Raw genomic sequence first — 26,886 nt, forward strand, 5'->3', positions numbered from 1 at the left:
GAGAAAGCCGAAGAAAATAAAAATGGGGGCTTGGAAACTTTTTCTTTCTTGTAAAAGTTCTATATTTGTCGCCCGCTCGAAAGGAGGGGGAAACAATTACCACTGGGGCTGACTGGAATCGACAGCATTGGACGGTTGGTAAGTAAGCATGCCGAGTCAGGTGTACTCACACTCGTTAAAACTGGTGCATAACAATTTTAAGTGGCAACACTAACTATGCTTTGGCTGCCTAATTAGGCCCTTTTAAAGGAAACTAATAACAGTCAATTCGCCACTAGCTTGAGGCCTAATACACAGCTAGTCGCATTAACACAACCCCTTAGGATCGCTGCAAAGGCTTGTTTTCACCGGCGTAGTTAAACTTTTGAAAACTGGAAGTGCGTTCGTCTGCAGTAAAACTTCTCGCACTTTAAGATTTAGATTTATTGCTAAGCATGTAGAAAGCTTATTAGCGCATTGACTGGACGAGGGTTCGAATCCCTCCAGCTCCACAGATGAAAAGAGAAAGCCAAACCTTTAGGGGTTTGGCTTTTTTTTGTGGGGGGGGGTATTTTATAAGATATACATTTTTTACAACTAGTAGTTGCTTTTTTGGGCAGCTCACAACTCTATCTTATTGAATTTAAGCCATTTACGAAAATTAGATATTAAAATCTTGCAGTATTTTATAATTTTCTATATAGCGATTTAATAATTGCATAGTCAGTTATATTGAGCCTATTAAGATTTGATTAGCCAAACTTGCTATATGGATAGCCGAAAGCTGATTTAATTCATCAGGTGTAAAAGGTGGGTTATCTCCTCTGTAATTGGTTACCTTTATTAGTCTGTATCCGTGAGTATCTGCCAAATGTTTTATATGTTTAGACACATCATTATAAACTCTACTGGCACAAATTATTACATCACAATTATGTTTTAACACATAATCATTTAAACGGTCTTGTAAGCCACCAGCCCTTAAATAGTCTCCCATACTCTCAATACCTACTTTATAACCTAAACAAATTAGTACATCTGAAATATCATCCCCATTAGGTAATGGTAAAGTGTAGGTGTAAGAAGTGTTAATGTAGGTTTTGATCAATTCTTCCTTTAAAATTTTTATAGTACCTGATTTACCACAACCTTCCTTACCCCATACTTGTATAATTGTTTTCTGTTTCATTCTACTGTTAATTTAAAAATGATACTCTCAAAATCCTTTATAGCGTTTGTTTTTAGAGCTTCTGCTAAATTAAGATAATCTTTTACAGTTCTTTCTATTTAGTGAATTTTCCCCTACAATTTCACGGCCTTGCCATACAAGTTAAAAACCAGCTAACTACAAAAAAACTTACAAAGTAGACATAAAAAAAGGGCCAAGCCCTATAGCTTAAACATAAAGTTAACTTAATCCAAGTTAAAAAGCAAAATCCCCCAAATATATCAAAGAACAAATAGCCTGAAAAATAAGGCCTCGGCCTAGCGATGTGCAGCAGTGGCCCAAAGGGCCAGACCAAGGCGGCAAAGCCGCCGCAGGGCCGAGCGAATAGCGAGCTGCGGAACGTAGCGCCCGCCGCAGGCGGGAGGCCCCAAAACAGCAGCGAGCTGCGGAACGACAACAAGGCCTTTAGGCCGCAGTTCGACGACCGAAGGGAGTAACCGCCCGCCGCAGGCGGGAGGCCCCAAAAGACAACTATTATTCTTCTTTTAAAATGAGGATAGCAAAGTATTTTTAGTGGAGAGGCTGCTATTGGGGAGGGTACATTCCTAGATATAAACCTGCTTTGTTATTGCAGTATTCGGTCCGTTTTTTCTACATTTGGCGTAGGGCAGCTCGAGGATTTATTGTTCGTTGAAAAGAATAAATCTATGGGGCTTGTCCTTTTTTTTGTTTAATTCAAAAGGCCATCCTATAAAAATGGTTTCTAGTTGTTTATATTCATACAATAGGCCCCTAAAAATTACTGAATAAAAAAGATATGTCAGAAAAGCAAGAAATAACACAATCCCAATTAGAGCAATACCTAGCCAAGGCTGCATGGATTTTAAAAGGGCCTGTAGATGCCTCTGATTTTAAGATATACATCTTTCCTTTACTCTTCTTTAAAAGAATCTCTGATGTATGGGATGAGGAATATAAAATAGCTCTGGAAGAATCGGGTGGAGATGAAGAATACGCTAATCTTCCAGAATTTCATCGCTTTGAGATTCCCGAAGGTTGTCATTGGAGAGATGTAAGAGGTACAACTCAGCATGTAGGGCTAGCCATACAAAAAGCGCTAAGAGGCATTGAAAAGGCCAACCATGACTACCTCTCTGATATTTTTGGAGATGCACAATGGTCTAATAGTGCTAAATTATCGGATGAGCTACTCGTCAATTTGATTGAGCATTTTTCAGCCTATGAGCTTTCTAACAGTTTGGTAGATGCTGATATTTTAGGAAAAGCCTATGAATATCTGATCAAGCATTTTGCAGATTTGACCAATAAAAAGGCTGGAGAATTTTATACTCCTCGAAATGTGGTTCGTTTGATGGGGTTGATCATTGATCCTCATGCGAAAGAAAGCATCTATGATCCTGCTTGTGGTACGGGGGGAATGTTATTAGAGTGCATTCATCACCTAAAAGAAAAGGGTGAGGATTATAGAACATTGAAGCTTTATGGACAAGAGAAAAACTTGACTTCTTCCTCTATTGCTAGGATGAATATGTTTTTACATGGTCTTCAGGATTTTGATATTGTCCGAGATGACACCTTACGCACCCCTGGCTTTATTGAATATGATAGTTTAAAGACTTTTGATTGTGTAATTGCCAATCCGCCCTTCTCTTTGAAAGCTTGGGGAGCTGAAAACTGGGTAAATGATCCTTGGGGGCGTAATATAGCGGGTACACCTCCTAAGGGGAATGCTGATATGGCTTGGGTACAGCATATGATTAAATCTATGAAACCTAAGACTGGGCGAATGGCTGTAGTCTTGCCACATGGGGTTCTCTTTCGAAAAGGCAGTGAGGGTAAAATTAGAAAAGTACTTTTAGAAGAGGACTTAGTAGAAGCTGTAATTGGTTTGGGGGCAAATATTTTTTATGGAACGCAACTAGCGGCCTGTATTTTAGTCTTCAAGGCTCAAAAGGAAGAAAAGAAAAAGGACAAGGTCATCTTTATAGATGGTTCAGATCAAATCCGCATAGGTCGAGCGCAAAACTTTCTAGATCAGGAGCACATCAAACAGCTCTTTGCTTGGTATCGGGACTATGAGGATGTAGAAAACTATGTAAAAGTGGCTAGTATGGAAGAGCTCAAAGAGAATGACTACAACCTCAACATTCCGCTTTATGTCGAAAAAATCATTGAAGACAACCTTCCTTCTGTGGAAGAAGCTATGGCTGATTTAAAAACGGCTTGGCAAGAGAGTTTAGATGCGGAAGAACATTTTAAGAAGATTTTGAAAACATTCCTCTAAGAAAATGACTAATCAAGAATTTATAGATAAAATTATCGCAGAATATAAGAAAGCCAGAAACCTCATTCATACAGATGGAGGCTATAGGATAACTCGGGGACTTAGCCATTCCATTTCAGGAAGTGCAGAAGACCTTTTTGCGCTATTCATTGCCCAACAACTTGATGATGAATCATTGCACTTTATTGTGGACAAAACCACTACGATTAGGTTTTCTAGACACAAAAAATCTACTAGTTTCAGGCCCGATTTAATGATTTTAAAAGAGAATGTTTTAACTAATTATTTTGATCTTAAAACTGATTTGGGCTGGAAACGAGATCTATCAAAATATTTAGAAGCGAAAAATACGCTTATTAAGAACTTAATCCATAAGAAGAATTCAGATTTTTGGATCAACTGGGAGAGCAAACAGACAATAAAGGCATCTAAAGACTTAAAGTATCAAATAGTTGTATTGTCTGGTAAAAATATTTCTGAAAAACAATTAGCGGCTAACATTGAAAAAGCCGCCTCTCTCCCCTATGTTGAGATGTATATTTTAACTGATGGACAGCATCTTAACTATTATCATGATAATGAAGCAAAGCTGATCAAAATCAAGAAAGAAGAGTTTGATCGATTGAAAGAACATACAAAGTCTATGGTAGGCTAAAAAATATAAACATGACCCAACAACAACTCGAAAAATATCTCTGGGGTGCGGCCACCTACCTACGTGGCACCATCGATGCGGGGGACTACAAGCAATACATCTTTCCTTTATTATTTTACAAGCGAATTTGTGATGTATGGGATGAGGAATATGAAGAAGCCCTAGCAGAAAGTGATGGGGATTTGGAATATGCCGCCTTTGCAGAAAACCACCGCTTTCAGTTGGCCGAAGGGGCCCATTGGAAAGAGGTGAGAGCTGTAACAACGAATGTAGGTCTTGCTTTGCAAAAAGCCATGCGAGAGATTGAAAAAGCCAATCCCGATACCCTTTATGGCATCTTTGGAGATGCCAACTGGAGCAATAAAAACCGATTGAGTGATGAAACCTTGCTCAATCTGATTGAGCATTATTCGCAGGAAAAGCTGAACATGAAAAACGTCTCCGATGATAAATTGGGGAATGCTTATGAGTACCTCATCAAGCAGTTTGCTGATGATAGTGGACATACTGCAGCAGAGTTCTATACCAATCGTACGGTAGTCAAGTTGATGACCTTGATTATGGATCCTAAAGCTGGGGAGAGCGTCTATGATCCTACCTGTGGCTCTGGGGGACTCTTATTGAACTGTGCCCTACATCTAAAATCTGAAGGCAAAGAATACCGTAGCCTCAAGCTCTACGGGCAAGAGATCAATCTCATTACTTCTGCGATTGCTCGGATGAATATGTTTATGCATGGGATAGAGGACTTTCATATTGTGCGGGGAGATACCCTTTCTGATCCTGCCTTTATGCAAGATGATGCCCTGCAAAAATTTAATGTAATTCTGGCCAATCCGCCTTATTCCATCAAACAATGGGATCGTTCTAGCTTTGAGAATGATCCTTGGGGGCGTAATATCTGGGGGACTCCGCCGCAGGGTTGTGCGGATTATGCTTTTGAGCAGCATGTTCAGCAGAGTTTAGATGAGGACAATGGCCGTTCCATATGTTTATGGCCTCATGGTATATTATTTCGTGATAATGAAAAGTTGATGCGTAAGGAAATGATAAAGACCGATACTATAGATTGTATCATTGCTTTAGGCAAAAATTTATTTTACAATTCATCAATGGAATCTGCACTGTTAATTAGGAGAACTAATAAGGATAAAAAGAAAATTGGAAAAATTTTATTCATCAATGCATTTGACCAAGTAAAAGACGAAAAAACTATCTCATATCTCCTTGACAAACACATTAACAATATATATAAGGCATATAAAGATTACAAGGATGTTGATGGTTTCGCTAAAGTTGTAACAAATGAAGAAATTCTGAAAAACGATGGTTCTCTTCTTGTAACTAAATATGTCAAATCATCTCGTCTTGTCGAAGATAATATTCTGTCCTTATCAGAAGCCTATAAACAATGGAATGTATCTGGAGAAAGATTAAAAGATCATATGACTAAATTGCTAAATGAACTATAATGAAATTAAATGTGGATAAAAAGAACTGGAGGTTTGTAAAGCTAGGAGATGTTGTTACTAAAAAAGAAGAAAATGATAAGGAAAATGCCAAAAATCGCTTTACTCGTTTTTTAAGAGTAAAAAATCTTAATGTAGAAACTTTACATATTTATTCTTGGGAAGATCAGGGAAATGTTGAGTTACCTCCAACATTCTACAAAATTTTCAGAAAAGGACAAATACTTTACCCTACTAGAAATCCACATTTACGACGAGCCGCTTTAGCCTCATTTGATGGTATATGTGGAGAAAAAACATTAACATTAGAACCAAATAACAGTATAGTTGACCCTAGTTTCATTCCATTCCTTTTTCATAGTCAAGCTTTTTATAATCATACAACATCTGCTATTATTGGATCTACTAATCCTCATGTGAGATGGCGAGATGTCGCCAACTACGAATTCCTCCTCCCCCCTTTAGAGGAGCAGGGTCGTTTGGCGGAATTGCTTTGGGCGATGGATGCTGTGGTGGAGAGGGAGAAGGGGGTGTTGGAGCGGTTGGAGGTGACTAAAGCAACTATGTTTAATGAAATGCGCAAATTAAGACAGCGGTCATATGACTTACTAGAAAATCTAAGCCTAAAAATTTCTTCAGGAGGAACTCCAAGTCGGCAAAAATCAAAAATATATTTTGAACAAGGAGAAATACACTGGGTAAAAACTAAAGAACTAAATGACGGAATAATATATGATACCGAAGAAAAAATAACTGAAATAGGGCTTAAAAATTCAAGCGCAAAAATGTATCCAAAGAATACAATTCTCCTAGCAATGTATGGAGCAACTGTAGGAAAACTAGGAGTTATTAACAATACTATGTCCTGTAATCAAGCATGTTGTGCTATTATACCTAACCTTGAAAAGGTAGACACTTGGTTTTTATTTTACTACCTATTAGCCTTACGAAAAAGGTTAATCTCTCTATCTGTAGGATCTGCACAACCTAACATTAGTGCCTCCTTGATAAAGAAATTAAAGATACCATCTATACCTCTAAATGAACAAAAAAAGTTCTCTACTAAATTATACTTTATTGATCAAACTGTTAAATCAGTAAAATCTCAAATCACTCACTCCCAATCCTTACAAAAGTCCTTGATTAATCAGATATTTTAAGTTGGAGTAATTTGGCTTATGGCTGTATAGGAGGATAATGTGGAGCTAATTGCCATAACAAAGCGGAGCAAAAAGGCTTATTCTAAGCGCTATAGAATATTAAATGAGGTAAAAAACACAAAGATGAATCATAATTCTAGTTTAAACATTGTCGACCCTGATGATCCTGCAGAAATTGAAAAAAGGAACAACCGAAAACTTACAGCTGATAAAATCAGGCAAATACTTAGTAAGGTTTTAGAACGAAGATCTGCATCAGAAAGAAGATGGATTTGGGAGCTAATGCAAAATGCAAAAGACGTTCCTAATAAGTTTGGGAGTGTGTCTATACAAATAGTTCTAGAACCTGAGCAATTAACGTTTAGACATAATGGGAATCCTTTCTCATTAAAGAATATTTTCAGTTTGATCCAACAAGTAAGTTCAAAGGATTCTACAAACCAGAATGAATCAGTAACAGGTAAGTTTGGGACGGGTTTCATAAGCACGCACCTTCTTTCAGAAATCATAAAAGTTAAAGGTGTTGTAAGGCATAAAAATACACATCGGTCTTTTGAGGTATTACTAGATCGAAAAGGAGACACTAGTGAGGAACTTTTACCCAAAATTGAAAAGGCACTAGATAAAATTAGGCAGATAGAAGACAACAATCTCTATCCGATCTTTCATGACTATGAGGAGCAGAGAACAGAAAGTGATTATGATACAGCCTTTATTTATGAGTTAAACTCTGAAGCTAGATTTAAGTCTGCTAAAGCTGGGTTAGATGATTTAATCAACACTCTTCCTCAGACTTTAGCTAACTTAAAAGTAATTAAGAGAGTTGAGGTGCTAGACAGAACTGGAGCAGTAGAAGAAAAGCAAGTCTATGAATGTAGAATTGTTGAAGAAACTGAAATTTTCCGTAAAGCAACTATTGATATACTAGGAGCTAATAGTAAAAATTTTATATGTTTTCTGTTAGAAAATTTAGTATTGCTTGCAGAGGTAAATAATTTTGGAGAGATGCAATTACAGGAGGCCTTTGGTAAGCAGCCTTATCTATTCAGAGATTTCCCTTTAATTGGTTCTGAAAAGTTTTATTTTCCATTTATTATCAATGGGTTTAAATTCAATCCGACTGAGGACAGAGACGGAATTTTACTACATAGTTTTGAAAGCAATGATGCCAATCAAAATCGTAGCTATATTGAAAAAGCTATAGACGGAGCTCTTGAATTTTCAAAGTGGTTAATTGATCACAATGCTAAAAATCGCTTTGTTTGTGCGTTTAATCGACTCCCTGATGAAAAGTGGGAGGATCAATCTAAAGAGTGGTATCTGACCTATCAAAAAGACTGGAGACAGAAATTACTAGATTTACTATTAGTTGAAACAACTCAAGGGATTACGTCTCTAAGAAGGAGTACTATACCTAACTATGGCAACCGCCATATAAAACATGAGGTAAAATTTCAATTCTATGATTTGGCTATGCCTATTCTAGGTAAAGATAAGATTCCTAAAAGAGATCTTTTAATTGACTGGATTGACGTTTTAGGTCCTGAAGGAGAACAAGAAACTTGGGGGATTAACATTCAAACTGACTTAGAGGATCTTCTAAAATTAGTTGCGAATGCTACTACAAAGGAAGAGCTAAGCCGTCGACATTTTGATTCAATTAGCTCAACTGAAGAATGGTTAAATACTCTTTATGCTTTTTTAACTCAAGAAAAAAAGACTGAACTCTTTGATCAGTATCAAATTATTCCAAATCAAAACGGTGAATTCAAGTTTATTGGAAGTCTTTATTTGGAAGACAGGGAGTCTCCTATTCCTGACGTCTTTTTAGATATACTAAAAGATATAGATGGAGATTTGGACTGGCGAGGTGATTTAATTGATAGAAATGTGCGCCTTCCTAATCAAAACATTGAAAAAAGGAGTCTAACAGATATAAAGGAGTGTATTAACACTATCCTAAAAAAAAGACAACCCAACAATAACAACGTATTTGAAAATACTTTTTCAAATCGCCAGGATAGTTTATCCATACTCATACGTTTAACATCTATCGTAGATAAGAGACCTACAAATGATGACATAAGAGCTAATATTTTCAACAAAGCAAAAGACTTATTCAAGCTTGAGCAGAGTTTTAATATAGTTCCTGGCTCAAAGAATTTCAACTATGAACCAGCTTTAAAACTACTTATTGAAAAGATTAACCTTAAAATTCAAGAGTACAACAACCTACCTAGACTATCGGCACAGTTGGAGCTAGATATTGAGCCTACTGTATTATGGCTTAATGACTATTTATCTATTTTATCCAAGGATACCTATAGCACTCTTCTTAATGTGGGAAATATTATCCCTAATAGAAAAGACGAATTTTGTGCTTATGAGGACATAAAAAGCTTTGGGGAAGAAGGAGTCCCCTTAAATGATGATCTTATTAAGATATTATATAGACTAGACAACAAGGAAGACTGGGCGCAATTTTTAGTTCGAGACGGTATTACAATAAAGTTTACAGACAAAAAAACTTTCAATGACTTAGGGGCCACTATTACAGACTTTATCAAACAGATTGAAGTTGAAACTGCAAATGACCCGACATATATCAATACCTATAAAGATGCTTTACTAGATCTTATTGATTGGTCTAATGAAAATATTAAGCTAACAAGGGACTATCTTAATGTGTTTGAAGACAAGGCTAAAGAAATCTTCTTTAAATTGACCTTAGAGGGAAGTAGTATAAGTATGAACTCTATAAAAATGCTTCAAAATGAAAATAATATTGAATTATTAAATGAGCTATCTAAGTCAGATATTGACAAACATCAACTAAAAAAAATAATTGAAATTGCAGGTAAACTTGGTAGCTTAGGTAAAATCTTATCACATGCAAAAGAACTACTTGACACTGAGGAAGATTTTCAATTCAAGATGAAAATCGGGACTCAGGTCGAAAATATATTTAAAGAGGCTTTAAACAACCAAGGCCTTAACGCAGAAGTAATACATCATGGTAAAGGTCCTTTTGACTTAGAAATTAAGAATAGTAACAATAATAAGTCTTTTTTCATTGAGCTCAAGTCTTTTAAACAAGGCTCAACCGCCCCTTTACACTTTGCAGAGAGTCAAGCCAATTTTGCAATTCAATCACCTCATAACTATGCAGTTTGTCTATTGGCAAGACCTTCATCTACAGAAGAGATAACTATTTCTTACATCCAGCAAGCATCTAAATTTAGAATGTGCTTAACGCCTATTTTTCAAGCTGCACTAAATGATTTAGCGACATTCAACAATATTCTTACTAAAAATCACCTTCACCTAGTTTTCATGGAATACATTCGTATTAAAGTCAATAAAGACATTATGCTTGAAAACCCCATATCGTTTACTACAATAGTAAGTCAAATTAAAAATTACCTAGCTTAAAACAACCCCAACATGCCCTTCACCGAACTCAACACCATAGAACACTACATCATTCAGCAGCTCACAGGCGTCAATCTCAACAAAAAGGAGTTGAAAGAGCAAGCGCCGGTATATGGAGCCCAGTGGCAATATAAATCGGGCCAAGAGCTGGGTCGAAATATGCAGGAGATTTTAGTTGAATCTGAGCTAAAAAAGGCCTTGATTCGATTGAATCCTTCGATTGCGGCAGCGCCTGAACGAGCTGAGGAGGTCTTACATAAGATGCGAGCGGTTTTGATTGCAGTGAATCGGACAGGTTTGGTACGAGCAAATGAGCAATTTGCCAGTTGGTTGTTGGGGGAAAAGACCTTTGCTTTTGGTAAAAAGGGGATGCATGTTCCCATTCACCTCATTGATTTTGAAAATCTGGAGAACAATAGCTATATCATTACGAATCAATATCATGTTCGAGCTAGAGAAACTAAGATTCCTGATGTTGTGCTATTGGTGAATGGGATTCCTTTGGTTGTAGGGGAAGCCAAAACGCCTATACGGCCTGCAGTATCTTGGTTAGATGGGGCTCATGAGATTCATGCTATTTATGAAAATGCCATCCCTCAGCTTTTTGTGCCTAATGTCTTTTCCTTTGCAACTGAAGGCAAAGAGCTCTACTATGGTTCGGTCCGCTCGCCGCTCAACTTTTGGGCACCTTGGCGACTACAAGAAAAAGACAATAATAATACTTTAGTAAGGGCCTTAGGGCTACAGGAAGTTGGAGACGAATTAAAAAGTCTGCTTTCTCCTAAGGTTTTGTTAGATATGCTACAAAACTTTGCCATTTACACTACGGATAAGAAAAAACGCAGGATCAAGATTGTTGCTCGTTTTCAGCAGTATGAGGGAGCCAATATGATTGTTGATCGGGTGAAAGAAGGCCGAATCAAAAAAGGCTTAATTTGGCATTTTCAGGGCTCGGGAAAGTCTTTTCTGATGCTTTTTGCTGCTCAAAAGCTGAGAAAAGTAGCAGAATTGCGTTCTCCTACGGTCATTGTTTTAGTTGATCGGGTTGATTTAGATACACAAATCACAGGAACGTTCAATGCCGCCGATGTTTCTAATATGGTTGGAGTAAATAGTATCGCTGAACTACAGAACTTACTAGAGAGAGATACTCGAAAAATACTGATTAGCACCATTTTCAAATTCAAAGATGCTAAAGCCAATCTCAATACTAGAGATAATATCATTGTGTTAGTAGATGAGGCCCATAGAACGCAGGAAGGAGACCTTGGCCGAATGATGCGGGCGGCATTACCTAATGCTTTCTTATTTGGATTGACAGGGACTCCGATCAACAAAGCCGATAAAAATACTTTTTGGGCCTTTGGAGCGGAAGAAGATAGCAGTGGCTATATGACCCGCTATACTTTTCAAGACTCTATTCGAGATAAAGCCACACTCCCCCTGCACTTTGAGCCTCGTTTGGTTAATGTACATATTGACAAAGATAAAATTGATGAGCTCTATGCGCAGCTTACAGAGGAAATGCAACTAGATGACTTATCTGCGGATGCACTAGGACGAAAAGTGGTCAAGATGACTGAATTTCAAAAGGCTCCTAAACGAATGGCAGCAATTGCAAAAGATATTGCTGCACATTTTAAAGAGAAAGTAGCGCCTCATGGTTTTAAAGCGATGTTGGTTGCTCCTGATCGTTTTGCCTCTGTCCAATACAAAGAGCTTTTAGATCAATATTTCCCAACAGATGCTAGCATTGTAGTAATTTCGACCAATGCCAATGATGATTTTGAGTTTAAGCAAAAATGGGGAATGGAAAAAGATGCGCAGGAAAAAGCTTTAGAAAAGTTCAACGATCCTAAATCCCCAGTCAAATTTGTTATTGTTACTGGAAAACTCCTGACTGGTTTTGATGCGCCTATTCTACAGACAATGTATCTAGACAAGCCACTGAAGGCGCATACCCTTCTTCAGGCTATTTGTCGTACTAATCGCTTGTATGATGGTAAAACATTTGGTCGAATTGTAGATTATTTTGGAGTCTTTGATGATGCAGCTAAAGCCTTAGAATTTGATGAGCGTTCTGTTCAAACAATAGTATCCAACCTACAGGAGTTGAGAGATCAGGTAGATGCAGCCATGCTCAGCTGTCTATCGCATTTTGCTGGAGTAGATAGAACCCTTGAAGGTTTTGAAGGCTTAGAAGCCGCTCAAGAAGCAATCAAAGATGATGCAAGCAAAGATGCCTTTGCAGGAGACTACGTTTTTCTATCCAAACTTTGGGAATCACTATCGCCCGATCCGGTTCTGAATAAACACAAACAAGATTACCGTTGGTTGACAGAAGTGTATCAATCTGTAAAACCTTCCTCAGATAATATTGGAAAGCTACTTTGGCATAGCTTAGGCGCTAAAACCTTAGAACTCATTCACAGTAGTATTGAGGTTGATGGAGTTTCAGATGATTTGTCAGAGTTTGTATTAGATGCTGATGTGATTGAAGATATTTTCAATAATCCGAACCCAAAAGACATTAAAAAACTGGAGCTTGACTTAATTAAGCGTTTCAAAAAACATAAAGGCAATGCATCTTTTAAAGCCTTGAGTGAACGCTTAGAAAAATTAAGAGATAAAGCAGAGGCTGGACTAATAAAAAGTATCGATTTCATTAAAGAGCTTTGCAAATTGGCTCAAGAGACTGTGCAGGCGGAAAAAGAAGCACTCAGCCAGGCTGAACAAAAGGATGCAAAAACAGCTCTTACGGAACTATTCCTAGAGGCAAAAACAGCGCAAACGCCTGCAGTAGTAACCCGTTTGGTTAATGATATTGATTCGATTGTAAAAGTAGTGCGTTTTGATGGCTGGCAAACTTCTGCTAGTGGAGAACGAGAGGTACAAAAATCTTTGCGTAAAACACTGCTAAAATATAAACTACATAAAGAGCATGAGCTTTTTGAAAGGGCTTATGAGTATATCAAGGAGTATTATTAAGACAAAAAGCCATGACAGAAGTTACCCAACATCTACTCACACAAACTGCGACTATAGGCAGGCTCTATGATAAAATAGAAAAAAGCCAGGGGCTTCGCTTCAATATCTTTGAGCTGTTGAATGTTCAATATGATGAGGTATCTACTCATTCAGCATTTATTGCTGACTTACTAGACCCCAGGGGAAGCCATGATAGGGGAAGCATTTTCCTTAAGGCATTCTATGATTCTATTTTAACCGAACTTAAATTTGATCCCGCAGCTAATTATGAGGTTGCTGTGGAGCACTACATTGGAAAAAAACAGGAAAAGAGGGAGGGCGAATTGATATTTTAGTCCAGAAAAATAATCAAGCTGAAATTGTAATTGAAAATAAGATTCGTGCCTCTGAGCAAGAGAATCAGTTAATGAGATATTTTACCTTTATCCAAAAAAATGGTCATGCTGATGCGATATTGCTTTATCTAACTTTAAATGGATGTGAATCCATAGATAAAACACTTTCTACAGGGAAGGAGTACACGGCTATTTCTTATGCGACTCATATTCTTCAATGGCTAGAGTCCTGTACTCAACTTGCAGCCAACCACCCTACTTTAAGAGAGACTATTGTCCAGTATGTACAGCTCATTCAAAAATTAACGAATCAACATTCCAATCAGCTTATGAATAAAGAAATAGCAGCTGTTATATTAAAAAATTCGTCAAATCTAAAAGCTTTTTTCGATTTACAAGGAATGGGGCCCTACATCAAAGACCAGTTAATCAAAAAACTCGAAGAAGATATTACAGAATTTTGTAGGTCCTCAGGCAAAGTTGAACTGTCTAAATTCAATCTTTCTTATAAAGAATACACAGGATTCGAAATCCATAACGATTTCTTAAGGTCTAAGAACCTAGCTATTTGTTTCGAGTTTGACTTGGCCAATCTAAGCGACTTTTGTTTAGGGTTCATCTACATAGATCAAAACAAACCCACCAACAAGCAATATATCAAAAAACTCCAAGAAGAATTCATCTCAACCTTTGGAAAACATCAAAGCTCTGCTTTCTGGCCCTCTTATATTAGCATGCCCAAATATACCAATTGGGACGAGCAAACCTTCTTAGCTATTCAGGATGGCAGTTTCCTAAAAGCTATAATCGAGAGTATTAACAAGTTGCTAGAATGTGCTGCTGATGCAGAATAATCTGATGAATCTAATTCTCTTTAAGCCCTCCCAAAACAAATACAGCCCTACAGGCCCGAAGGGCCGCAGGCCTAGGGGCCTGAAAGGGGGCCGCGCAGCGGCAGACCCAGGGCGAAGCCCGCAGGGCCGAGCAGACCTGCGAGCCCTGAAAGGGCCCGCCCGCCTTCGGCGGGAGGCCCCAAAAAAACGACCAACAGCAATCTCCAAATGGCCCCTTAAGGCTGACTCCCCCCTATAATTTTTCGGTAAGTGAGGTTGATTCTAGCCGCCCGTACCCTTTTTTGAGCCGGAACCTGATGCAACCAATGATGCTGTAAGCCGCCTGTCATGAGCAGCAATGAGCCCGGACTTAAGGCTATTTGCAGCTTTAATGCCTTGTTTTTTCTATGTTTTAAATCAAAACGCCTGATCGCCCCAAGACTCACAGAGGCAATCGTTGGATTTACCCCCAACTCTTTCTCATCATCAGCATGCCAACCCATTTTATCATGCCCATCTCGATAAAGATTCAATAATACACTGTTGAATTTCTGCCTCGGCAGGAGCTGCTCGATTTGCTGCTTGATCTCTAAAAGCGCTGGGGTCCATGGATCTGGCCGACACAAAATGCCCGCATATTTATAATGATAGCCCGCATCTGCATGCCAAGCCGTTAATCTCGGTAAAGGATGGGTTTTTCCATACATTTTAATTTTTTCTTGCCGCCAATTGATCGTTTCTTTTATTTGCCGATAGTAAGCAGCGGCTTTTTCTGCCGACAAAAAATTTGGCATGACCCAAAGCTCCCCTCCCACTAAAATATGCTTCTGAAACCCCGACCGAATAGGGCCTTCTTCCTGAGAAAATAAGTCCATAGTCTATCTTTTAAAATCTATTATCCCTCTAGCTATAACTCGATCTCTACAACTGGGTTCATGAAGCGAATTTGTATTTATAAGTTCCTTCTCTTCCCCCCAAATCAAAAACCCCTAGCGCAAAAACTCAATGCTAAAAAAAAACAGTAATTTTAGCCCGCAGCTAGCTGCCCGTTTTTTATTCAATTTATTTTTAAAAAACAACTAAGGCATTGAATAACAAATATATAGACCTCATTCAGCAAACCTACGACTTCCCGCAAGGAAGCTTCAAAGTAGAAGATAGCCACCTCTGGTTCAATAATATCCCCCTCAAAGAATTGGCCCAGCAGTTTGGTACCCCGCTAAAATTGACCTATATCCCCCGCATCGGAGAACAGGTGGAAAGGGCCCGCAGCTATTTCCATAATGCCATGCAAAAACATGATTATCAGCAACCTTATCTCTATACCTATTGTACCAAAAGCTCGCATTTTGCTCATGTGCTCGACGAAACGCTTAAGCATGATGCTCATATCGAACTTTCTTCCGCTTTTGATACCGAAATCGTTCTCCGCCTCCTCAAACAAGGCAAAATCAATAAGGATACTTATGTCCTTTGCAATGGCTATAAAACACCCGATTATTTTGCCGGCATCCAACGAATGATCCATGCCGGCCTCAAAAATGTGATACCCATTCTCGACTGCAAAAGCGAACTCCGCGTCTATGAAACTTTTGACGCTAAAGAGGTCCAAATTGGCCTCCGTATCGCTACCGAAGAAGAACCCTCTTTCGATCTCTATACCTCCCGCTTCGGCATCCGCCGCACCGAATTACTCGATTTCTACCGCTATCGCCTGCATAAACACCCCAAAGTGAAGCTCAAAATGCTCCACTTTTTTATCTATACGGGCATTAGCGATACCACTTATTATTGGTCCGAATTACATAAGTATATTAAGCTCTATGTGCAAATGAAACAGCTTTGCCCCGGCCTCGAAATGCTCAATATCGGCGGTGGCCTCCCTATCCAAAATTCCCTAGAGTTCGAGTACGATTACCAATATATGATCGACGAATTGGTGGGCCAACTCAAAAATTATTGCGAAGAGAAAAATGTTCCCGAACCTACTCTGGTCTCCGAGTTTGGTAGCTTTACGGTAGGCGAAAGCGGCGCCACGATCTTTAAGGTCCTGGGCACCAAACGCCAAAATGATCGAGAAATCTGGTACATTATCGATAACTCCCTGATCTCTACCCTACCCGATATGTGGGCCGAAAAACAACGCTTTATTATGCTCCCCCTCAATAAATGGAATGTGGAGTACCATCGCGTGATCCTCGGCGGCCTGACCTGCGATAATGACGATTATTATAAGATTATTTCCGAAGATGAAGAGCTCTTCCTCCCTAGCATAGAACCCGATGATGTCGAACCCCTCTATGTCGGCTTTTTCCACACCGGCGCCTACCAAGATTCCCTCAGCGGCTATGGCGGCGTGCACCACTGCCTCATCCCCTCCCCAAAACACCTGCTCGTCGATGTCGATGAAGACGGAAATATCCAATACCGCCTCTTCGCCCCCGAACAACGATCAGAAGAAGTAATGAAAATTCTCGGTTACTAATATTACTAAGGCCCGCAGCTCTCTGTGGGCTTTTTTTATGCCCATAATTAACTGTTTTTGGGGTATTACTCCCTTTGGTCGTCGGCGGTTACTCCCTTCGGTCGTCGAACTGCGAACTAAAGTTCTTGTTGTCGTTGCGCAGCTCGCTGCTGTTTTTGGGGCCTCCGCCTCCCTTCGGTCGTCGGCGCTACGTTTCGCAGCTCGCAGGTCTGCTCGGCCCTGCGGCGGCTGCGCCGCCTGGGTCTGGCCCTTCGGGCCACTGCTGCACATCGCTAGGCCGATACTGTAGGTTGAAACCTACAGCAAAACGGTATTGCTTCGCAATGATCTTTAAATGAGGGTTGAAACCCTCATGAAATTAACTTTTCGGCCATACTTGGATAAAGTTTCAGAATAGAAGCAGCCTGCAAAACCGCAAAAATGGACCAAATAATAAAAAGTTTACAAAAACGTTAGCCTTTATTTGTGTTTACGGAAAGTTATAATTATAATTGTATTCAACAACGGTTACCTACTTTATAAATATAGCACCCCATGAAATTAAAATTAAAGCTAGCCGAGCTAGAAAAACTGCCAATCAATAAGTTTGGCCCTATGCTAAAAAATGAGCTCAAAAAAGCTCGTAAAAAGGCCATTTCTCCCGAAACAGCCGTCCCCCTCGCCCTAATTATTGAACATCAGTTTGGCGAAGAAACCGCTCCCCTTATCCTCCTTGGCCATTTTACTACAGACTGGCGCAAATGGCTAAAGGATAAATTCAAAAGCCAAAAAAAATTGATGGCTATCGGTAAGGTCTATTGGTCCGCAGAAAAAGAAAGCTTTTACTTTCTGCCCGAAAAAGGCGGCCTGACCGAAACGAAGTATCAAAAGGCCGCTAAAAAAATGAGCAAAAAAGCCGCTTTTCCACTCCTCTTTGCCGCCCCCCTAACCGATGAGCCGCAAACAGAAGATGATGCTGCCGCAGCTGAAGAGGCAAACGAAACCCCTAGCCCCCAAACCGCCAGTTCAGCCAACTCCACAGCAGAAGAAGCCAGTGCCCCCCTGAGCAAGGCTGAGTTTAGCCAAATTTTCCGCAAATGTGTGAGCACACTCAAGCAATTGCGCAAAGATGCCCAAGCCGCCAAAAACAAACCCAAAGAAGAACAACTCAACGCCTGGGCCAATATCTTTTTCCAACTTCGCCCCCTGCAAAAAGAGGTAAACCTACTCGGAAAACAACAGCTCGCGATCAAAGAAACTCAACAGCTGAAGCTCCGCCTGCATGAACTGATTAAAAGCGTACAAGAGCATAAAGCAGACCTTCAACAACATATTAAGGCCCAAAAACAAGAGCTCAATCAAATGATTGCAGAGGTCAATGAGACCCTAAAAGAGCATGGCCGCCCCCCACTGAAAACAAAAAGTGCATAGCCCTGCCTATAAGGTATATAGAACTACCATTTTTAATAGTGTTTTTAGGTGAGTGTCAACATCTCAGGCAGACCGCTTAGCGTCTGCCTATTTGTTGGCCAACAAAAAAAGCGCTTAGCCTCTACAGGCTAAGCGCTTCTTTCTTTTTTCAAAACTCCTCTACTCCTCTATTTCAAACCAATAACTTTAAAGTCGGTCCGACGGTTAACCGCATGCTCTTTTGAGCTACATGGCACCCCATCCTTACATTTATTGAGCGGTAAAGTCTCTCCATAGCCCTTATATTTTAAGCGGAATTTGCTCACACCTTGCTCAATTAAGTAGTCATAAACCGCCTTGGCCCGGCGCTCAGAAAGGTCCAGGTTCTTTTTGGCAGACCCTCTAGAATCGGTATGCGAACGTATCTCCACCGAAATTTTATTGGCCTTGAGAATACGCACAATCTCATTGAGTCCACGCATATCCCTTTTGTCCAATACAGCACTGTTGGTCGCATAGTTAATATTATCTACCTTGATAATATCGCCATATTTAAAGCCAGACTGCCCAATCACCTTAAATTCGGTCCGGCGATTGACTGCATGTTGTGCTTTGCTACAACGAACCCCATCCTTACAATGATTCAAAATTTCGGATTCGCCATAGCCCTTAGCCACTAAACGATTGGCCGGAATCCCCTTGGCCACCAAATAGTTTTTTACGGCATTGGCCCGCTGCTGCGATAATCGCTGATTGTAGCTTTTAGAACCCGTGGCATCTGTATGCGAACCAATTTCTAATTTCACATGTGGATGGTCCTGCAATACTTTGAGCAACTCTTTCAAGCCCGGAGAGTTTTTGTCTACCGCCGTTTTATCATGCTCATAGTAAATATTGGCCACCTTGATGTAGTCCCCAATCGCATAATGCGATTTGCGCTCTGGCTTTCTCCGAGAAGAACCGCCTCCGCTAGAACGAGAAGAACTATTGCTCGTACTGGCTGTAATTCTGGGCCGATCTTGAGGGTTATCCATTTCAGCTACGGCAATAGCTGGCATATACTCCTGTAAGTATTGCCCCGCATCCGAAATTCGGCCAATCACAATAAATTCTAATCGTCTATTGGCCCGATGCTTATCTTCCGAACAGCGCACCCCATCCTTGCAATTATTGGCCAAGTACTTTTCTCCAAATCCTTGGTAGCGAATACGTTTTTTATCTACGCCCCGACTTACTAAGTACTCATAAGCTGCCTTGGCCCGCTTTTCTGCCAAAAGCAAATTGGCCCGATAACTTCCCTTAGAATCAGTATGCGCATAAATCTGTATGACCACCTCTTTTTGCCGCAAAAGATCCTGCACCAATTGGTCCAAGGTGTCATTCTTGATATTATCCAAACGCACCTCTTTAGGCTGATAAATATCGACCAAAATGAGTTTGTCGCCCGGCTTAAAGCGACGAGGTTCTCGGGCAGGCAAGGGCCGCTCTAACTTTAAGCGGTAAAGGTCCTCATGCCCCTGCCCTCCTGGGCGGTTAGAGCTAAAAAAGCCAAACTCTTTTTCTGCATCATAATAAAGAGAGAGCTCATCATAGGCCGTGTTTACATTAGGGCCTAAATTGGTCAGATTTCCCCATTTCACCCCATCTTCATAGCGTTCTACCGTAAAAAGGTCCAAACCACCATAGCCTGGCTGCCCATCCGAAGCAAAAAACAAACGGCCTTTGCTATCCAAAAAAGGATGCAACTCATGTCCTGCCGTATTTACGGCTGGCCCTAGGTTTTGGGGGCGGCCCCAGCCGTTTTTGGTCCGAAAAGATACATAGAGATCAAAGCCACCATAGCCACCTGGGCGGTTAGAAGCAAAATAAAGGGCCGAACCATCCTTATTAAAGCAAGCTTGGCCAGTAGAATAAGGCGTTTTATTATCTAAGGGAGAATTATGTTGAAAAAACTGCTCCTGACTATGGTCCCAACTATTCCATTTTTTCATTGGATAAAAATAGATGTCCATCATCAGACCAGATTCTGGAATGGGCCGCAGGCCATCCATATAGTTATTAGAACTAATGGCCAGCCAATCCTCTCTGGGGCTGTAGGCCATGGGGGCATCATTAATGTCTTTAGTCGGCATTTTATGCAAGGGCTGCAACTGCCCTGTTGGCTGCCCCTGTTCATCTAGCGGCAAATAGTAGTATTGATTAAAGGCGTCATTGGTCCAAGAAGTTACGCCCTCCTTTTTTACGGCCACCGATCTAGAGGAAGAGAACAACAATAAGCCATGATGCATCAAAGGCGCAAAATCAGCACTTTTGCTGTTAATGCCATCCAAGCTAAAGACTGAAAAATAGGGTTGGCTACCGCTCTCTTTTTTAATAAAGTCAAGAGCGGCCAACTCGAGTTTTACTTCCTTGGCCCATTTAGCGGGCACCCTTTGCAAGTAACTACGAGCAGCATCCAACTGCTTTTTGGTCTTGAGTAGGCGGGCATAGGGCAAATAGTAATTCTCTTTACCCTCTGCGATTAAGATTCGTTTTTTATAATAGGCCAAGGCCTTATCCAACTCATTGCAAAGCGCATAAGACTCTGCCAACTGGGCCAATAGATCAGCCTCTTCTTTAGCCCCTTCTTCTAGGGCGGTTTCAAAATGCAGAACCGCCTCTTTATAAAGTTTTTTCTGATAAAAATCTTGGGCCTTTTTCAAAGCTACACTTTGGGCCGACAGGCTTGTGCCTCCTAACAAAAGCCCAAAGCCCAAACTGAGCAAGAGCTTTTTTCCTATTCGCTGCATAGTTCTCGGATGAGTTCAATTTCTGAAATGAATGCTGCAAAGATAAGTTTTTCTTAGGGAACTCATTTAAAAACAACTCTTCTTGTGCGGGAAAGCTAAGTTTGTGTTTTTGGTCCTTAATCGGCCGAAGGCCGAAACGGCTGAGGGATGGACAGCAGTGGCCGTTAGGCCAGACCAAGGCGGCTTTGCCGCCGCAGGGCCGAGCGAACAGCGAGCTGCGAAACAGCCCGACCCGAGCGAAGCGAGTGGGCAGCCCCAAAAAAATGTCACAAAACATTAATTTTCAAAATACTTTAGTTAAGCAAACAATATTTTGGGCAAAAAGAATACGATAAAACATAAAAACAGCCTAAAGTTTGTGGTTAAATAGATTATATTAAGACAGCTTATTTTTAAGTGACCTACTTAATGCTTCATTCACCTACTAATCAATTATTTAGTCTTATGAAGAGCCCAGTTTCTAAGCCCATTCCCCACCCGCCCATCTACCCCATTGTAAAAAGTGTTCTTAGTTTAGACATCAAGCGGCCCGTACAAAGTATGATGGCTTTGGCAGAAAAATATGGTGGAATTTATCGCCTAGAAGTGCCCAACGACAGTCTAGTTATTGTGAGTGGTTTGGAGTATGTCCAAGAATTTTGCGATGAAAGTCGTTTTGACAAAAAAGTATTTTCGGCCCTAGAAAAAGTGCGTGACCTTACTGGAGATGGGCTTTTTACGGCCCATACAGAAGAGCCCAACTGGGGGAAAGCCCACCGCATTTTGACCCCTGCTTTTGGTCCACATGCCATGCAAGATATGTTTGATAAAATGTATGATGTGGCCGAACAGCTTTGTGTCAAACTGCAGCGGCTTGGGCCTGATGAGCCCTTCAATGTTCCGGCAAATATGACGCGTTTGACCTTAGACACCATTGCCCTTTGTGCCTTTGACTACCGCTTTAACAGCTTTTACAAAAACGAAATGCACCCCTTTGTGGAGGCCATGTTGTTTATTTTGCATGAGGCCAATCAGCATATGCGGCGCCTACCGATCATGAACCGTCTGATGTATAAAACCAAGGAGCGTTATAATAAGGACATTCAATATATGTATACCGTGGCCCATAAAATTTTGGAGCAGAGAAGAAAGGCCGAGGAGGCCGAGCAGGTGGATGATCTTTTGGGCCGTATGCTTGAGGGAGTTGACCCCGAAACTGGTGAAAAGCTGAGCGACCAGAATATCATCTACCAAATGGTCACTTTTCTGATTGCAGGACATGAAACGACCAGCAGCATGATGGCTTTTACCTTCTATGAAATGCTCAAGCAGCCGCATATTTTGGCCCGTGTTCAAGCCGAGGTGGATGAGGTAGTTGGTCAAGAAAAGCTGCAGTTTCATCATTTGAGCCAGCTCAAATATATGGATATGGTCATCAAGGAGTGTTTGCGCCTTTGGCCCATTGCATCGGGCTTTAACCTTCGTTCCTTTAAAGATGAACAAGTGGGCGAATACCTGATTAAACCGACCGACTCCATTTTTATCTTTTTGCCCTCTTTGCATCGCGCTCCCATTTGGGGAGAAGATCCCAAGCTATTTAACCCCGAAAACTTTTCGCCAGAAAATGAAGCCAAAATTCCCCATTCGGCCTATCTCCCCTTTGGTAATGGCCGCCGCTCTTGTATTGGCCGCCCCTTTGCCTTTCAGGAAGCCAAACTGGCCATTGCGATGATTTTGCAGCGTTTTGATATTAGCTTGGCCGACCCCAATTATGAGCTAGTTTTAGATGAAACCCTGACCCTAAAACCCGATAACTACTTCCTCAAGTTTAAGAAACGGCCAGGCTTTAAGCCAGTAGAAAATGGCCCCAAAGTACCCGCCAGCCAAAGCCTAAAGTTAAAAGGCGGCAAACAGATTTATGTCCAAAACAAGCCCCTACTCTACCTCGCCTATGGCTCTAATATGGGCTCCTCGAAAAAGTTTATCCAACAACTAGCCGAAACAGCCAAAGTATTGGGCTACCAGCCTAGCGTGCATAGCCTCAACGAAGCCAAAGCATTAATGGCCCAAAATAAAGGGCATTATGTCATTATTACCGCATCTTATGAGGGGCAGCCCACCCATGATGCCGAAGACTTTGTCGATTGGATTATGGAACAGCCTGAAGGTAGTCTGAATCAGGTCCAATATAGCCTATTTGGTTGTGGAAACTCGGATTGGATCCATAGCTATCAGGCTGTTCCAAGAAAAATTGATGCCCAATTAAAACGCTTAGGCGCTCAGCCATTTTTGGCCCGTGGAGAAGGAAATGCCAAGCAAAACTTTTTTGCGTCTTTTAACCAATGGCATGATGAACTCTGGCCCGCCCTCGCCAAAAGCTTAGGACAAGATGCCATTAGTCCGATCAAGAAAAAGAGCTATAAGGTCCAGTTGCTACACGATTGGCATGCACAGACTTTGGGCGAAAATGATTTTGTTCGAGCTCAATTGCTGAGCAAAAAAGAATTGGTCCAACAAGATAGCCCCTTTGCTAGCTCCAAAATTGAGCTGCAAATTGAAGTCCCCGAAGGCCAAAGTTATCAAACTGGCGGCTACATTGATATTCTGCCCCAAAACAGCCCCGCAACTATTCAACGGGTGTTGCGCCACTTTCAAATGCAACATGACCCCTATGTCAAATTGGAGTCAGAAGAGCAATCTGTTGCCCTAAAGTTGCCTTTGGACCAACATATTCGCCTGACTGATTTGCTCAAGTATTATGTAGAACTACAACGGCCCGCAGGCAAAAAATGGCTAGAAGAAGTTTTGGCCCAAACCCGCTGTCCCTTTTCGGCCCAAGGCCTTCAACAGTTTATTGACCAGTATGAGAGCGAGGTTTTGCAGAAAAATCGAAGTTTGCTCAGTATCATCGAGCAGTTTCCTGGAGCAAAAATTGACCTTGGCCAATTTATTAGGGCGCTGCCCGCTATGCGCCCCAGAACCTACTCTATTTCTTCTTCGGTTAAACAGTCTGCAGATAAGGCTAGCTTAGTAATATCTTGCATTAAGGGAGCTGCCTGGTCTGGACAAGGAGAATACCAAGGATTAGCCTCTGGCTATCTCAGCCAATTAGAAGAAGGCCAACTCCTTTGGCTCCGCTTTACCCCCAATTTACCCAACTTTCCCGCCCCCAAAAGCGAAGATAAACTCATTCTTATTGCCGCAGGTACGGGGATTGCTCCCTTTAGAGCCTTTATGCAAGAACGCAGCCTAGAGAAAAACCCAGAAAAAGCAGTATTTTTCTATGGTTGCCGAGCCAAAGAAGTAGATCAACTTTATGCAGAAGAGTTTGCGCAATGGGAAAAAGAAGGTTGGTTGGATTTACGTCCCGTTTACTCTAAAGCACCCGAAAAAGAAGGCCAAACTTATGTACAACACCGCCTTTGGGCCGATAGAGATGCCTTCTGGGCCGCTTGGAAAGCAGGGGCCAAAATCTATATCTGTGGAGATGGCGAAGGCATGGCCCCCGCTGTCCGCCAATGCCTCATGGATATTTACCAAGAAAAGGCCCAAGCTACAGAAGCCCAAGCCCTAGATTGGTTGATGCAAATTGCCGGCAAGGACAAACGCTATTTTACCGATATTTTTAGCTAAAAAATGGCGCTTATGGCCCATGAAAAGGCCCTGCAATTCCTTGCAGGGCCTTTTTGCGTTTTGCAGGGCGCAAAGCAGAGCCAGTTCGACGACCAACAGGAATATACAGCCCGACCCAAGCAATAATTTATGAGGGTTTCAACCCTCATTTTATATCGATTCGCAAAGCGATACGATCTTGCGGTGGGTTTTAACCTACCGAACTGGGTAGCCCCAAAAAAGAAAGCTTTGCTCCATACAGCTAGACAAAAAAGCCTATATTGGCGGCTAATTTTTGCTTATGTATTTAGTTGCGGAACATCAGGTTCGGGAAGAACGGGCGGGAAGAGTCTATGATTATGCTCAAGGGTTATTTCCTTTGTTGCCTAGCCGAAAAAGTGTCAAAAAAGCGTTAGATAAGGGCCTTTTGAAGGTTAATGGGCAGGCCGTTGGCACGGGCTATTACTTGCAAGTAGGCGATGTTTTGGCCCTTTGGCAGCGGCCAGTCAACCAAAAAGAGCGAGAGTTGCCCCTAGAGGTGCATTATGAAGATGAGGATTTGGCGGTGGTCTACAAACCTGCGGGACTTGCCGTTTCGGGCTATCATAAACACAATTTTCAGCAGCGTTTTAGAGCGGGTTTGCAGCCTTCTTTGGCCGAAGATGCCCTGCCCTCTCCCCTGCCCGTGCATCGTTTGGATTTGCCGACTCAGGGCCTCTTATTGGTGGGCAAACGAGCTTCTTCCCTGCGTTTTTTGCAAGCCGCTTTTGCCCAAAGAAGCATTCAAAAAACCTATTTGGCCATTGTGATGGGAAGGCCGATACAAACCAAAGGGCGACTCGATAGTCCCGTAGATGGCAAAGCCGCCGAGACCGACTATCGCTTGCTTTGGAGCGTCCCTTCTTTGCGTTCTGGGCAATTGAGTTTGCTGGAACTACAGCCCAAAACAGGCCGAAAACACCAGCTGCGGAAGCAATTGGCCCAAATTGGCTGCCCTATTGTTGGCGATAAGCAATACGGACCAAAAGGAAAGACCCTTTTGCATAAGGGTCTTTTCTTGGCTGCTGTTGGTTTGGCCTTTGCCCATCCCACAGGCGGCCAAATTGAGCTTAGTATGCCCGCCCCCACTAAGTTTTTGCGCCTATTGGAACGAGAGCGTAAGCAATGGGAGAAATACCAACCTTAACGGAAGGACCAATCGTATTTAGAAATATTCAATAAGCACTGCTTGAGCAGCTGAATGCTTTGGTAAATATCCTCTTTATGAGCCATTTCTACAGTTTGATGCACATGTCGACAAGGAATAGAAATAGCCCCCGTAATGGCCCCAGACTTTCCATATAGCTGCAAACCACCCGTATCACTGCCCCCTCCGGTCAAGATTTCAGGCTGCCACGGAATTTCTGCCGCATCGGCTGTTTCTTTCATAAATTGAACCATGCGATAATCGCAAATACTCGATCCATCCATAATTTTAATGGCGGTCCCGGCACCCAAAGCCGTAATTTTTTCATGCGCCTGAGCCCCAGGTACATCAAAGGCAATGGTAACATCTAGACCCAGACCAAAATCGGGGTTAACGTTATGTGCGGCCACCCGAGCGCCACGCAAGCCCACCTCTTCTTGGACCGTAAAAACGCCATAAACATCATAATCGAGCTGCTCGTCTTTGAGCTCTCGCAAGCATTCGAGCAAAATGAAAACGGCCAAACGGTTGTCCAAAGACTTAGAATTGACACAATCGCCCATTTCAATCAACTCCCGCTCTCGACTAATAGGATCGCCAACCGATACGTACTTCTCCAGCTCTTCTTTGCTCATGCCCGTATCAATAAAATAATCCTTGATGCTCAAGTTTTTACCTCTTTCTGCTGCCGACATCAAATGGATGGGTTTGCTGCCCATTACCCCCACAATATCCTTTTTGCCATGCACAATTACCCGCTGCGAGCTCAGTGTTTTGGGGTCAAAACCACCCAAGGTATGAAAGCGCAAAAAACCGCCCTCCTCTATATGTGTGACAATAAATCCAATCTCATCTAAATGGGCCGCCACCATGATCTTTTTCTTGGGGCCCTCGGCAGTTCCCTTCCGAACCGCATACAAATTGCCCAAAGCATCCGTAAAACAGTCATCTACCAAATCCGTTACTTCCGATTCTACAAACTGACGCAGGCGCTGCTCAAAACCAGGAGGCGCCGCCGTTTTACAAATTGTACTGAGCAAAGGGATATTTAGTTTCTCCATATTTTTATTATTTTTTTAATGTTTTTGACTCTACACTTTTGGTTTTGACCTAGTTTTAAAG

Annotated in this window: 16 protein-coding genes and 1 other RNA gene; 13 read left to right on the plus strand and 4 right to left on the minus strand. The window is 41.4% G+C overall.

Going from position 1 to position 26,886, the window contains the following annotated elements; genetic code table 11:
- Nucleotides 1-104: 104 nt before the first annotated feature.
- Nucleotides 105-494, plus strand: a transfer-messenger RNA (tmRNA) gene (gene ssrA, locus OP864_RS03610).
- Between the two features lie 212 nt (nucleotides 495-706).
- Here ssrA and OP864_RS03615 read toward each other — a convergent pair.
- Nucleotides 707-1,168, minus strand: a complete 462-nt coding sequence (locus tag OP864_RS03615) for a hypothetical protein (protein ID WP_270099934.1) — start codon at nucleotides 1,166-1,168, stop codon at nucleotides 707-709.
- Nucleotides 1,169-1,964: 796 nt separating this feature from the next.
- Here OP864_RS03615 and OP864_RS03620 point away from each other — a divergent pair.
- The 8 genes from OP864_RS03620 to OP864_RS03655 all read left to right on the plus strand — a co-directional run bounded on the left by OP864_RS03620 (nucleotide 1,965) and on the right by OP864_RS03655 (nucleotide 14,345).
- Nucleotides 1,965-3,452 carry a type I restriction-modification system subunit M gene (locus OP864_RS03620; RefSeq protein WP_270099935.1) on the plus strand — a complete coding sequence of 496 codons (1,488 nt, stop codon included), beginning with the start codon at nucleotides 1,965-1,967 and terminating at the stop codon, nucleotides 3,450-3,452.
- Nucleotides 3,453-3,456: 4 nt separating this feature from the next.
- The gene (locus OP864_RS03625) at nucleotides 3,457-4,107 is read left to right on the plus strand and encodes a hypothetical protein (RefSeq protein WP_270099936.1); all 651 of its coding nucleotides are present in this window, start codon (nucleotides 3,457-3,459) and stop codon (nucleotides 4,105-4,107) included.
- An 11-nt stretch (nucleotides 4,108-4,118) separates the two neighbouring features.
- Complete coding sequence (locus tag OP864_RS03630) at nucleotides 4,119-5,579, plus strand: type I restriction-modification system subunit M (RefSeq protein ID WP_270099937.1); 1,461 nt, start codon at nucleotides 4,119-4,121, stop codon at nucleotides 5,577-5,579.
- Nucleotides 5,579-6,736 (plus strand): restriction endonuclease subunit S, encoded by a 1,158-nt coding sequence (locus OP864_RS03635; RefSeq protein ID WP_270099938.1) that lies wholly within the window; start codon nucleotides 5,579-5,581, stop codon nucleotides 6,734-6,736. Before OP864_RS03630 ends, OP864_RS03635 begins: the two co-directional genes overlap by 1 nt.
- A gap of 123 nt (nucleotides 6,737-6,859) precedes the next feature.
- Complete coding sequence (locus tag OP864_RS03640) at nucleotides 6,860-10,168, plus strand: sacsin N-terminal ATP-binding-like domain-containing protein (protein ID WP_270099939.1); 3,309 nt, start codon at nucleotides 6,860-6,862, stop codon at nucleotides 10,166-10,168.
- A gap of 12 nt (nucleotides 10,169-10,180) precedes the next feature.
- Nucleotides 10,181-13,156 (plus strand): type I restriction endonuclease subunit R, encoded by a 2,976-nt coding sequence (locus OP864_RS03645; protein WP_270099940.1) that lies wholly within the window; start codon nucleotides 10,181-10,183, stop codon nucleotides 13,154-13,156.
- A gap of 11 nt (nucleotides 13,157-13,167) precedes the next feature.
- On the plus strand, nucleotides 13,168-13,491 hold the full coding sequence (locus tag OP864_RS03650; protein ID WP_270099941.1) for a PD-(D/E)XK nuclease family protein: 324 nt from the start codon (nucleotides 13,168-13,170) through the stop codon (nucleotides 13,489-13,491).
- 29 nt (nucleotides 13,492-13,520) lie between these two features.
- Entirely contained in the window at nucleotides 13,521-14,345 is an 825-nt protein-coding gene (locus OP864_RS03655) for a PD-(D/E)XK nuclease family protein (RefSeq protein ID WP_349294446.1), read from the plus strand.
- Nucleotides 14,346-14,560: 215 nt separating this feature from the next.
- Here the strand turns inward: OP864_RS03655 and OP864_RS03660 are convergent, their stop codons facing one another.
- Entirely contained in the window at nucleotides 14,561-15,199 is a 639-nt protein-coding gene (locus OP864_RS03660; RefSeq protein ID WP_270099942.1) for an alpha-ketoglutarate-dependent dioxygenase AlkB family protein, read from the minus strand.
- 212 nt (nucleotides 15,200-15,411) lie between these two features.
- On the opposite strand from OP864_RS03660, the gene OP864_RS03665 reads away from it, so the two are divergent.
- Together OP864_RS03665 and OP864_RS03670 are read left to right on the plus strand one after the other, a co-directional pair.
- Nucleotides 15,412-16,809 carry a type III PLP-dependent enzyme domain-containing protein gene (locus OP864_RS03665; protein ID WP_015691383.1) on the plus strand — a complete coding sequence of 466 codons (1,398 nt, stop codon included), beginning with the start codon at nucleotides 15,412-15,414 and terminating at the stop codon, nucleotides 16,807-16,809.
- Between the two features lie 534 nt (nucleotides 16,810-17,343).
- A complete protein-coding gene (locus OP864_RS03670; RefSeq protein WP_270099943.1) occupies nucleotides 17,344-18,219 on the plus strand; it encodes a hypothetical protein in 876 nt (291 codons plus the stop codon).
- A gap of 167 nt (nucleotides 18,220-18,386) precedes the next feature.
- Here OP864_RS03670 and OP864_RS03675 read toward each other — a convergent pair whose 3' ends face one another.
- Nucleotides 18,387-20,987: an OmpA family protein gene (locus tag OP864_RS03675; RefSeq protein WP_270099944.1), complete on the minus strand. Its 2,601-nt coding sequence runs from the start codon at nucleotides 20,985-20,987 to the stop codon at nucleotides 18,387-18,389.
- 444 nt (nucleotides 20,988-21,431) lie between these two features.
- Here OP864_RS03675 and OP864_RS03680 point away from each other — a divergent pair, with 444 nt between their 5' ends.
- Together OP864_RS03680 and OP864_RS03685 are read left to right on the plus strand one after the other, a co-directional pair.
- A complete protein-coding gene (locus OP864_RS03680; RefSeq protein ID WP_270099945.1) occupies nucleotides 21,432-24,599 on the plus strand; it encodes a bifunctional cytochrome P450/NADPH--P450 reductase in 3,168 nt (1,055 codons plus the stop codon).
- Between the two features lie 280 nt (nucleotides 24,600-24,879).
- Nucleotides 24,880-25,764: an RluA family pseudouridine synthase gene (locus OP864_RS03685; protein WP_270099946.1), complete on the plus strand. Its 885-nt coding sequence runs from the start codon at nucleotides 24,880-24,882 to the stop codon at nucleotides 25,762-25,764.
- On the opposite strand, the gene OP864_RS03690 is transcribed toward OP864_RS03685, so the two are convergent.
- Nucleotides 25,761-26,825 (minus strand): M42 family metallopeptidase, encoded by a 1,065-nt coding sequence (locus tag OP864_RS03690; protein ID WP_270099947.1) that lies wholly within the window; start codon nucleotides 26,823-26,825, stop codon nucleotides 25,761-25,763. The genes OP864_RS03685 and OP864_RS03690 overlap by 4 nt on opposite strands.
- Between the last annotated feature and the right edge of the window lie 61 nt (nucleotides 26,826-26,886).

The organism is Saprospira grandis (assembly GCF_027594745.1).
GTDB classification, from domain to species: Bacteria; Bacteroidota; Bacteroidia; order Chitinophagales; family Saprospiraceae; genus Saprospira; species Saprospira grandis.

Bases quoted from the DNA above. Each gene is read 5' to 3' on its own strand.
- OP864_RS03615 (WP_270099934.1), bottom strand. From the start codon at position 1,168: ATGAAACAGAAAACAATTATACAAGTATGGGGTAAGGAAGGTTGTGGT.
- OP864_RS03620 (WP_270099935.1), top strand. From the start codon at position 1,965: ATGTCAGAAAAGCAAGAAATAACACAATCCCAATTAGAGCAATACCTA.
- OP864_RS03625 (WP_270099936.1), top strand. From the start codon at position 3,457: ATGACTAATCAAGAATTTATAGATAAAATTATCGCAGAATATAAGAAA.
- OP864_RS03630 (WP_270099937.1), top strand. From the start codon at position 4,119: ATGACCCAACAACAACTCGAAAAATATCTCTGGGGTGCGGCCACCTAC.
- OP864_RS03635 (WP_270099938.1), top strand. From the start codon at position 5,579: ATGAAATTAAATGTGGATAAAAAGAACTGGAGGTTTGTAAAGCTAGGA.
- OP864_RS03640 (WP_270099939.1), top strand. From the start codon at position 6,860: ATGAATCATAATTCTAGTTTAAACATTGTCGACCCTGATGATCCTGCA.
- OP864_RS03645 (WP_270099940.1), top strand. From the start codon at position 10,181: ATGCCCTTCACCGAACTCAACACCATAGAACACTACATCATTCAGCAG.
- OP864_RS03650 (WP_270099941.1), top strand. From the start codon at position 13,168: ATGACAGAAGTTACCCAACATCTACTCACACAAACTGCGACTATAGGC.
- OP864_RS03660 (WP_270099942.1), bottom strand. From the start codon at position 15,199: ATGGACTTATTTTCTCAGGAAGAAGGCCCTATTCGGTCGGGGTTTCAG.
- OP864_RS03670 (WP_270099943.1), top strand. From the start codon at position 17,344: ATGAAATTAAAATTAAAGCTAGCCGAGCTAGAAAAACTGCCAATCAAT.
- OP864_RS03675 (WP_270099944.1), bottom strand. From the start codon at position 20,987: ATGCAGCGAATAGGAAAAAAGCTCTTGCTCAGTTTGGGCTTTGGGCTT.
- OP864_RS03680 (WP_270099945.1), top strand. From the start codon at position 21,432: ATGAAGAGCCCAGTTTCTAAGCCCATTCCCCACCCGCCCATCTACCCC.
- OP864_RS03685 (WP_270099946.1), top strand. From the start codon at position 24,880: ATGTATTTAGTTGCGGAACATCAGGTTCGGGAAGAACGGGCGGGAAGA.
- OP864_RS03690 (WP_270099947.1), bottom strand. From the start codon at position 26,825: ATGGAGAAACTAAATATCCCTTTGCTCAGTACAATTTGTAAAACGGCG.